At 43.1% G+C, this 8,524-nt stretch carries 8 protein-coding genes; 2 read left to right on the top strand and 6 right to left on the bottom strand.

Annotation, left to right across the window (positions count from 1 at the left end; genetic code table 11):
- Positions 1-226 precede the first annotated feature (226 nt).
- From ADA01nite_RS20790 to ADA01nite_RS20770, 5 genes are read right to left on the bottom strand one after another with little or no spacing between them, the layout of a single operon-like run.
- Positions 227-1,420 carry a glycosyltransferase family 4 protein gene (locus tag ADA01nite_RS20790; protein ID WP_146812350.1) on the bottom strand — a complete coding sequence of 398 codons (1,194 nt, stop codon included), beginning with the start codon at positions 1,418-1,420 and terminating at the stop codon, positions 227-229.
- Between the two features lie 57 nt (positions 1,421-1,477).
- Positions 1,478-2,206 carry a class I SAM-dependent methyltransferase gene (locus tag ADA01nite_RS20785; protein ID WP_170230407.1) on the bottom strand — a complete coding sequence of 243 codons (729 nt, stop codon included), beginning with the start codon at positions 2,204-2,206 and terminating at the stop codon, positions 1,478-1,480.
- 16 nt (positions 2,207-2,222) lie between these two features.
- Positions 2,223-3,122 carry a glycosyltransferase family 4 protein gene (locus ADA01nite_RS20780; protein ID WP_170230406.1) on the bottom strand — a complete coding sequence of 300 codons (900 nt, stop codon included), beginning with the start codon at positions 3,120-3,122 and terminating at the stop codon, positions 2,223-2,225.
- A gap of 2 nt (positions 3,123-3,124) precedes the next feature.
- Positions 3,125-4,405, bottom strand: a complete 1,281-nt coding sequence (locus ADA01nite_RS20775; protein WP_146812347.1) for a nucleotide sugar dehydrogenase — start codon at positions 4,403-4,405, stop codon at positions 3,125-3,127.
- Entirely contained in the window at positions 4,406-5,425 is a 1,020-nt protein-coding gene (locus tag ADA01nite_RS20770; protein ID WP_146812346.1) for an NAD-dependent epimerase, read from the bottom strand.
- Positions 5,426-5,865: 440 nt separating this feature from the next.
- Here ADA01nite_RS20770 and ADA01nite_RS20765 point away from each other — a divergent pair, with 440 nt between their 5' ends.
- Positions 5,866-7,068 carry a BMQ_0737 family morphogenetic spore coat protein gene (locus tag ADA01nite_RS20765; RefSeq protein WP_246147443.1) on the top strand — a complete coding sequence of 401 codons (1,203 nt, stop codon included), beginning with the start codon at positions 5,866-5,868 and terminating at the stop codon, positions 7,066-7,068.
- Between the two features lie 78 nt (positions 7,069-7,146).
- Here ADA01nite_RS20765 and ADA01nite_RS20760 read toward each other — a convergent pair whose 3' ends face one another.
- On the bottom strand, positions 7,147-7,491 hold the full coding sequence (locus tag ADA01nite_RS20760; protein WP_146812345.1) for a DUF192 domain-containing protein: 345 nt from the start codon (positions 7,489-7,491) through the stop codon (positions 7,147-7,149).
- A 169-nt stretch (positions 7,492-7,660) separates the two neighbouring features.
- Here ADA01nite_RS20760 and ADA01nite_RS20755 point away from each other — a divergent pair.
- Positions 7,661-8,524, top strand: an 864-nt coding sequence (locus ADA01nite_RS20755) for a coiled-coil domain-containing protein (RefSeq protein ID WP_146812344.1), incomplete at its 3' end; no start/stop codon positions are given.

The following is an 8,524-nucleotide window of genomic DNA, read 5'->3' as shown; positions in this document are numbered from 1 at the left end:
TTAATTAAACATTCCGATCCGGAAAAAATCGTGGCAGCCGTTCTTGAAAACGGCGTTCTCAAACAGAGACAGGCGTACTTTACCCGTCGGAAATATGACGACGATTGGTATATGACTACATTCAACATTCCTTTCTAATCGAGAACAACAGGCTGTTGGCCTTCCTGATTGACAGCCTGTTCTAAAATAAAAGAATCGTTTCTGGAACAGCCCGATAGTAATCAAATTAACCGGAAAAGGACGTCATGATTTTCTTATAATAATCAACCAACTCTTTTACAACTATATCTGGAGAAAGCCGTAAAATACGATTGTATGCCGCTTCTTCTAATACTCTCTTTTTTTGTCCATCCAGCGAAAGGGCCTTTTCGATTGTTTGCAACAAGTCAAAGGGATTGTCTCTTTCCACCAAAAACCCGTTCACCCCATCTGTAATCAACTGCTCAAAACTGGTCCCTTTTGTGCCTATCACTATCTTTTTATGCGCCATGGCTTCTAAACATGTGTTGGGAAAGTTATCCGTCCTGGAAGGCAAAACGACCAGCTCGGCGCGGCTTAAAATCGGATAAAGCTGACTATGGGGCATCTTTCCCAGATGAATCACTCTTCCTTTATGCTCCCTGGCTTTCTCCCGTACAAACTCGATCATGGTTCTGCCCCGATACCCGAAATCCTTACCTATAAAAACAAAAAACAGGTCTTTGTTTCTCGCCAATAGGCTATGGATAATTTCCGCAATGGTAGCGACACCTTTCAGGATACCCAGAGTACCGAAAAAGAGCACATACTTCTTTCCTGAAATCCACTGATTGTATGGGTTCCTATCCAAAATTTCCGCATCCAAAACAAACGGCGTCTCGATAATATCCACCTTGATATTGGTTGCTTTTTGAACTTCCAGGCCTATCACTCTGCTTGGACCAAACAAGCCGTCCACTTTACGGAAAGCTTTGGTTTCTAGCTCTTCCAACCGTTTTTGATCCTCTGTGGGAGCGGTAATTCCATATCCCTTGTGCAGCAGCGGCTGATAACTGGATAGGCGAATGACCGCAGGAATCTCCTTAACCCTGAAAAGTGCCGTAGCCGCACAGCTTGCATATTGAATAATAGACAAAGAGTTCTCTTTATGAATTCTTCTTACCGTTTTATTTAACTCTCTGCTTATCTGCATCCATATCAATGCTATCGGCATCTTGCCGCCCGTCATGCGAGTGAATTTATTATGGGGTGGCAAAACGCGAACTCTGTGCACCTCCACTCCATTATGCATAATTTTCTCGGTTCTATTAGAAGAAACAACAACAATGGGCTGATGGCCCATCTTTTTTAGCGATAAGCATACACGATACAGATAATTGGCAAGTCCGCCGTCATAATCGTTCTCTGTTACGTATTCCGTAGTAACAAACGCTATTCTCATACATCACTCCACTCCATTCCATTTATTTTCCCTTTTAATAGCGGTATTATGATGCTCTTACTTTCGAGCCCACATAATAATATTTTTGTCAAAACATTTTGGCTCGACCCGGTCATGAAGTCTAAAAAGTTTTTTGTGAATCTCAATATTTTCCTGTTGATTTTTTACCCTCTCAGGATATGACGACCAATCGGGAAAGTGAAGTTCTATCGTGCTGAAACCAGCCTCCCTAAGCAACTGTCTTAAACTCAATTCGGTATATCCGTGATAATGTGTTAAATCCATATACCGTGAGTACATTCCTAGTATATTGGCCATATTTGGTGTCCGAATGACGACTCTTCCCCCGTCTTTCAAAGATTCTCGTACCGCCCTTGCAAGCTTTTTTGCATCTTCTAATGTAAAATGCTCAAGAACATCAAAAAGAGTAATAAAATCGAATCGGGTAGGAAGTTGACACAAGAATTGAATTGCATCGGCCCTACAAGCAAAATCTAAACCGCTCCCTAAATAACTCTTCACTTCTTGAATCAGCTTTTCACTTGAATCGACGGCTCCTATATGGAGATAGCCTAATTCTTTTAAATAGCGCAATAGATGACCGTATCCGCTACCAATATCTACGATTTTGGCGCTTTTGTCTTCTGGAAGAAGCGCTTTTACTTCTGCTTCGTAATAATAACGACACGCTAAATAAGTACTTTCGTTTGTACCACCGGGATTCAGGACGTTGAAATGCTCGCTATAATCGATTTCCGTATTCTCTTTTATAGATTTATGCCTCACCTTCTTTTCCTCCTCATTACTTCTTTTCAAATCCATTCTTTTTTGCAACATGCGAAAGTACATTTTCAACATTCCTTATGACTGATTTCCATGTTCGATGCCCAGCAAGACTTATCGCATTCATCTTCCCTATTTGTCTAATCCCCTGCAAATTACTATTGCACCACATTAAAGCTCGGATAAAGGCTTCAACACTTCGCTCAATGATCAGCCCATTCGCACCGTGCTTAATCAATTCAGGAACAATTCCTACATTTGTACATACCGGAAATACGCCGCATGCCATTCCTTCAATAAGCGGCAAAGGTTCCCCTTCCGCTGTCGATGCAACACAAAGTACATCGATCGAATTATAAAAATCAACCATCTCCTTTTGACTTAACGAGCCCCCTGCCATCCGAAACGAAAACCTTCCTTGACACGCTGGTATAATAATGTCATGTAATCCCTTACACGGATCACTTTGATTACCTGCCCATCCTACTTGCATATGGCCTGTGCGCTCTTTTTTATAATAAAACGATGCAGGCTCAAAGCCTGTGGGACAATGGTAAACTTCACAATAAGACGCTAATAATTTCTGAAGTCTTTTGGAAGTAACTACCACCGTATCGGCATCAACCAAATACTTCTCAACCATTACTTTGGGCGTTAAGCCTTCATTTTCCCATCTATGACTACTGACTTCTTTAATTACGCGCTTCGGATTATCAATAAATTGACGGTGATATGTTTCCCCCCAAAAGAAAACGTACAAAATATCGAATCTATCTTTACTTAAATCTGGTCTATAAATTACATAACGAACAATGAAGTCATATTTGTAACTGAGGTGTTTTACGATTGAATGGGCTACTATATCGAAAGCCCAGCCGGGCCGATCCACCAAAAGAAGAATGATTGGTTTCCTGTCCATAATTACAGCCTCCATAACGTAATGTCCTGTGGACAATTATTTTCTTTTAGCACCCCCTTTACATCTGCCACCAGACCCCCGCCGTTCACAAGCAAAGCAGAGATTTCCTTCCACGTTATTGCAGCATATTCCCGGTGGGCAACGGCTATGATGACTGTATGGGCAGGCAGGAGTTTATCCATCGGTACGAGTCGTATTCCATATTCTTTATAGACTTCATCCGCGTCGGCTTTCGGATCCGAAACTTGGACGTTTATCCCGAATTCGTGCAACTCCTTCACAATGTCAATGACGCGGGAGTTCCGTATATCAGAAACGTTCTCCTTGAATGTGACGCCAAGAATGGTGACTGTCGCCGCTTGAACGCCAATCCCTAAACGAACCATTTGTTTCATTATGGAATGTGCAATAAAATTGCCCATTTTATCGTTAATTCTTCGTCCTGCCAATATTACTTCAGGACGGTATCCCACACTTTCCGCTTTGTACGCAAGATAGTAAGGATCAACCCCAATGCAGTGACCGCCTACCAGGCCCGGTGTAAACGGAAGGAAGTTCCACTTTGTTTTTGCCGCTGCCAATACTTCGGTTGTTTCAATTTTTAACTTATCGAAAATAATAGCGAGCTCGTTCATTAAAGCGATGTTTACATCCCGTTGAGTGTTCTCAATGATCTTGGCCGCCTCTGCTACTCGAATCGACGGGGCCCTGTAAATTCCTGCTTTCACCACAGAACCATATACCTCCGCGATAATGGACAATACTTCCTCATTTTGTCCGGATACAACCTTGGTAATGGTTTCAAACGTACACTTTCTGTCCCCCGGATTTATTCTTTCAGGGGAATAACCGATAAAAAAGTCTTTGCCAGCTAGTAAGCCTGAGCTTTTTTCAAGAATTGGAGAGCATACTTCTTCGGTCATTCCTGGATATACTGTTGATTCGTAGACGACAATGGTTCCGCGGGAAAGGTGCTTACCGACCGTGCGGGAAGCTTTTTTCAACAGCGTTGCATCCGGTTGCTTCATGTTATCAATGGGTGTCGGTACCGCTACAATGATGAAGTCGCATTCACCCAGTTTTTTGGCGTCCGGTGTATAATCAATGTTGGCTTTCTGCAATTCTTCGCTCGATACCTCACCGTTGTTATCTACACCGGCCTTAAGTTCGGCTATACGGCGCATGTTTATATCAAATCCGATCACCCGCTGTTTTTTTCCGAATGAAACGGCCACGGATAACCCCACATATCCAAGTCCGACCACACCTATTCTTCTCTTCATTTACTTCACCCCATAATATCGCTTATACCATGAAACAAAATTCGCGATTCCTTCTTTGATCGGAGTCTTAGGATTAAAAGCAATGTCGCGTACTAAATCGCTGACATCGGCATATGTTTCCGGTACATCTCCTTGCTGCAAAGGAATAAAATTCTTTTTCACCTTCTTTCCGAGGGCATTTTCAAGTTCAGTAATAAATGTAAGCAACTCTACCGGATTTCCGCTTCCTATATTGTAAATCCGGTAAGGCGCTCTGCTTGTCGCCGGATCGGGTTCATTCGCATCCCATAACGGATTAGAGAGTGCTTTCTTTTTTAATAGCCGGACTATACTTTCTACAATGTCATCAATATAGGTAAAATCCCTTCGCATTTTTCCATAGTTATAAACGTCAATCGCTTTATCTTCCAAAATGGCTTTTGTAAACAAAAACAAAGCCATATCCGGACGGCCCCACGGCCCATATACTGTAAAAAACCGCAAGCCGATTGTAGATATCGAAAATAAATAGCTGTATGTATGCGCCATTAATTCATTCGACTTTTTGGTTGCCGCGTACAAACTTACAGGATGATTAACAGGATGATGAACGGAAAACGGCATTCGTGTGTTAGCACCATACACGGAACTTGATGAGGCGTACATAAAATTCCCTATTTCAAAGCAACGGCAAGCTTCTAAAAGATTGAAAAAGCCAACAATGTTCGAATTTATATAGGACTGCGGATTTTTGAGACTATATCTCACTCCCGCCTGAGCAGCTAGATGGATCACTGCGTTTATAGGATATTTCCTAAAGATGCTCACCAAAGTATGCTGGTCTTCCAGAGAAAATTTATAGAACGAAAAATTCGGGTGGGACTCAATCATCTTTAATCTGGCTTCCTTCAGAGAAACATCATAATAATCGTTTATATTATCGATGCCGATTACCCGATAATTTTCATCCAACAGTCGTCTTACTGTGTGAAAACCGATAAACCCCGCACAGCCGGTTACTAAAATGGTTTGGCTTTTCAATGCTTATTTCTCCTTTAAGCTTGTTTCTTTAATGCCAAAATATGGCTTGATACAATGTTGTGTGCTCTCTTTCAGTTAAAATAGGTGATAACCATTGCCCTTAAATAGAGAGCATTAAAAAAAGCCCGATTCTCTTTTGAAAAGAAAATCAGGCGCCTTTTTCATCTTTCTATATCTAAACAGGCATGAAACATCGCAGGTTTTTAGTGGCGCTTTCAAGTTTATTTGTACTCGGATAGCGCCTATTTTTTATATATCTGCCTAAAATTAGCTTTCCTAGGTGAGCAAGTATAGCCATACTCCCATAATATATGGTATCTCCATCATCTTCTTACAGAAAGGAAGGCTTATGCTTTGAGAAACATTAGAAAAATCCAAGGCGCGCAGGTTCCAGTTACCACCACTATTGCACCTCCAAGGCCTAACAACCTTCAGGAAGAATGCATTCGCGTACAAAAGGTATACGACTGGATCGTTTCCGCCACCCGATACCGGAACAAAGTCGCTATTCCGGATACTTGCCGCCCTGCAGTAGACGCAGCGCTTGCGGCAGGAAACGTCCTGCGCATGAGTGCGTTGAGCCGGACGTTCCTCCGGTATTCCCGCTGATTCCAAAACCGCAGCTGACTCCGGCTCCGGGGACAGAATTCCGCTGTGACGTTATCAGCATTCGTCGGCCGGTCACAGTGAACGTAAACGGTCGGTTGGTAGAGGCCGCCGTTGTTCGTGTATTGTTTACCGTTACGCTTACCGTCGCCATCTTCGATGAAACAACGGGAACTGAACTCTGCCGCTTCCCGGTTATCGTCCGCTTTGACGATGAGTTTGTTCTCTGCGTTCCCGAACCGCTGGGCCGCGAGAACATTCTGTGCCGTATTACCGCTATTGATTGCACGCCGACACTGAACGTGCTGCTTGGTGACATGATCGAACTGGAGGTAACGATTTGTAAGGAAATTCAGGTAGAGGCAGAGGTAAAACTCGAGGTTCTGGCTAAATTCTGCCAGCCACGTCCGATTATTCCGCTGCCGCCTGAAAGAGGCTTCGAATGCCCGCCGTTCAACTTCCCGCCGCAGTGTCCGGACCTCTTCCCGGTACCGAACTGCGACTGCCAGGCGGTAGTTAACACCCTGGTGACAGGTGCAACTGTCGATATACTCGGTGTACCTGAAGTTGGTACCGTACAATTGATTGCCGATATTTGCCCGAACTGCAATCCGGGAGCCAGCACGTTCTCCTTTACCTTCTTTGATACGACGCCGCTCCCGACGACAACACCTGTTCCGGTACCCGAGCCTGACATCCCGGGAGATCAAAGCTTTACTCTCAGACCGGTATCAATCAGTCCGCCAACCTGCCTAGTCCAAGATATAGCGGGAATAGTAGGAGCACTTACAGCGACCGTTACCGGTACCGCTGTCCGGACATTCACCGCGACCGGACTGCAGGAGCAGGTATCCTATACACTTACACTTGTAGAAAATCCCGTACCTGGATTGCCTGACGCTTTCATATTGACACTTACGGATACTTCGGGTGTCACTATCTTTAGCGCTACCGTAGCCCTCGTCCCTGATGCTGAGCTGACTATCCAGGACTGCGTAACATTCCCGGATGTTCTCAATCCTCCGACCATTCCCTAATGGGACCATTGTTCAATAAGCAAAGTCCTTTGAAACAACCTCACTGCTTGCGGTGAGGTTGTCTTTATATATCTTATACTAAATCAAAGCTTGCCAACACCAGCGTTCGCCGATTCTTATACGCCCTTTTTGAATCGTGGCGGTATCAAATTCAACCACATGATTTGTTTCTCTTATTCTCTTCCCTTCCCGGTTCGGCTGAATATTTTCCTCCAAGCCGATAACAATCCCATCCTTGTTTAGATACACAGCATCGATGGCCATTCTCATTCCGTACGTATGAATACGGTTTGCTTCCATTAGAAACAATCCATTCCCCGCAGTACTTCTCCCGAGCAATCCTCTGGCAAGTTCTTCAGCGGTGACAGCAAGCTCCATTACCCGAAAAAAAACCGTATTGCGATAGATCACGATAAATCTCATTCTTCTTTTCTCCCTTCTCCTTTTTCATGCACACTTCCTTTATCACTTCATATATGTATATAGGGTAATGGCCCTGCCTATTTCTTAATTGTGAAGGCAAAAAGGATATCGTTAGATAGAAGGACTGTAAATCCCGGTAAAGGAGTGATCCATCATGGCCCCTAGAAGAATGCAGGAGCCGGGCAAACAGCGAAAAAATGCCGCAGCAAAATCTCTACGCAATGCCACAAGCTTCTCGACAAAAGAAAAAATTAAATCGTTAAGCAGTAAAATTGAGCATTATCAGGAAAAGAAAAAGGAATATGAAGAAGCCCTGGAACAAAAAAGTGTGGAGATTAAGAGCTATCGAGAAAAAGAAACAGAATATACAGAAATAATTCAGGATTTAAAAAAACAATTACATGATCTTACAGCCAAAGAAGCTGAACTTAAGCAAGTTCTTCAGCAAAAGCAGCAAAGCATCCATAATTACCAGAAACAGGAAGAAAAAACAAAGCATACCCTCCTGCAAAAAGATAATCTCATAGCGAACTATCAAAAGGAACAGAATGAATTGAAGCAGCTTATTCTTCAAAAAGATAGAGCAATCGATAATGTTCAGCGTCAAGAAGCGGAACTCAGGCAGCTCCTTCTACAAAAAGAGGAAGCCATTAAAAAACTTCAGCAGCAAGAAAATGATTTCAAAGAACTACTTTCACAAAAGGACGATAGTATCGAGAAATATCAAGAGAAAGAAGCGCAATTAGAGCAAATTTCTCTCTTAAAGGATGAAGCTATTAGAAAACTTGGACAGCAAAAAGAGAAATTCGAACAACTTCTTTCACAAAAAGACAGCTTTATCGACGAACTGCAGCAAGTTAAATCCGGCCTTGAACAGGCGCTTCGGCAAAGGGAACAAACCATTGCCGATTATCAAACCATAGAGAGCGAATATAAGCAAACCCTTGAACAAAAAGACAGCCTTGTAAAGGAACATGAACAAGCGCAAAGCGAGCTGCAAGAGGCTCTGGGACAGTTGGAGATGAAACTTGAG

It is taken from the genome of Aneurinibacillus danicus (genome assembly GCF_007991215.1).
GTDB classification, from domain to species: domain Bacteria; phylum Bacillota; class Bacilli; order Aneurinibacillales; family Aneurinibacillaceae; genus Aneurinibacillus; species Aneurinibacillus danicus.
Note: the sequence above shows the minus strand (reverse complement) of the source record. Positions and strands in the feature narration are given on the sequence as shown.